The organism is Rickettsiales endosymbiont of Peranema trichophorum, assembly GCF_004210275.1.
GTDB lineage: Bacteria > Pseudomonadota > Alphaproteobacteria > Rickettsiales > Midichloriaceae > RICK02.
The window spans coordinates 1-1,104 of sequence record NZ_SCFA01000056.1; the positions used below are offsets into that span (position 1 = coordinate 1).

At 44.7% G+C, this 1,104-nt stretch carries 3 protein-coding genes; 1 reads left to right on the top strand and 2 read right to left on the bottom strand.

The features are described from left to right. Window positions 1–11: 11 nt before the first annotated feature. A complete protein-coding gene (locus EDM53_RS02945; RefSeq protein WP_277986522.1) occupies window positions 12–194 on the top strand; it encodes a hypothetical protein in 183 nt (60 codons plus the stop codon). 214 nt (window positions 195–408) lie between these two features. Here EDM53_RS02945 and EDM53_RS02950 read toward each other — a convergent pair whose 3' ends face one another. After that, on the bottom strand, window positions 409–912 hold the full coding sequence (locus tag EDM53_RS02950) for a transposase (protein ID WP_130122202.1): 504 nt from the start codon (window positions 910–912) through the stop codon (window positions 409–411). Then, window positions 854–1,104, bottom strand: a 251-nt coding sequence (locus EDM53_RS06345; protein ID WP_207215454.1) for a hypothetical protein, incomplete at its 5' end; no start/stop codon positions are given. The genes EDM53_RS06345 and EDM53_RS02950, both read right to left, overlap by 59 nt.

Here is a 1,104-nt window from a genome sequence, read left to right on the forward strand (position 1 = left end):
AGAGAGGCCTTGTGGAGACAGTGATTGACCAGTTTAAGAATTGGTGCCAAATTGAGCATACAAGGCACAGAAAGGTTGAAAACGCATTCGTCAACATAATCTCTGGCCTTGTTGCTTACTCTTTTAAACAGCGTAAACCCTCTATAAAAACCTCGCACATCCACAACCAACTCCTCTCCCTTATCCCAAACTGAGGTTACTTAGTCCATTCGTCAAAAGTCTAGATTTTGAATATCTGTATTAGAGTGCTGGTCTCAATTTCCGTGCGATTTATGTTTTTTGCAAAGGCTTATAGCCAAATGTTGACGTTTGAGGTGCAATATGAGTCTCAGCCTCAATTTTGAGCATGACTCACCCCTAGCTGCTCATGTCATCCCTTCAACTTTTGACTCCCTTGGGGGAGAGGGGTTACCCAGAGCTTAATGCACAATTTAGCCTCTTTGCTATCGCCCGAAGATTCAATCCTATCGCAGAGATTAATGGGTTGATAACGTCTCCAATTATACCCTTCAGGTAGTTCCTACCCATCCTCCCGTATTGCTTCAGATGACCTATGATTGGCTCTATTGCGCTCCTTCTCTTCTGCATTAACTTCTCTTCCTTGCTAAGGTGCTTCTTCCTCGTGTTCGGCAGATATACCTTGCTTTTTGCTCTATGGTTATGTCCTCTATACCCGAGATCTACAAAATACTTGCCTGGCTCAATCCCCAACGCTTTCACCGCTAATATAGTCTGCTCAAGTGTGTGACCGTCGTAAGGATTGTCGTGGAATGATTTCACTCCCACTACAAAGTTACCTCTACCACTCACAGCTATAGACACTTTATTCCCAAACTCGTATGGCTTATTCAGTTTACCTTTCCGTAGAGTAAGGAGCTCCCATTGCTGAGAGCCCCTCCTCGAAGAACGCAACGTGGTAGTTTCCTAGCATTACGCTCGAGCACTGATAAGGCGGCTCTTGGCCACCCAGCAACGTTACCTCTTTAACGGGTCTCCTCCTGCCTTCCCTTTGCTTAAAGTACTCTCTAAACTTTGGGTCGTACGGATTTGCTACAGCTCGAATCTTGACTTGTCTTCTTATCTTCGTTTCTGATGCTCTCTTAA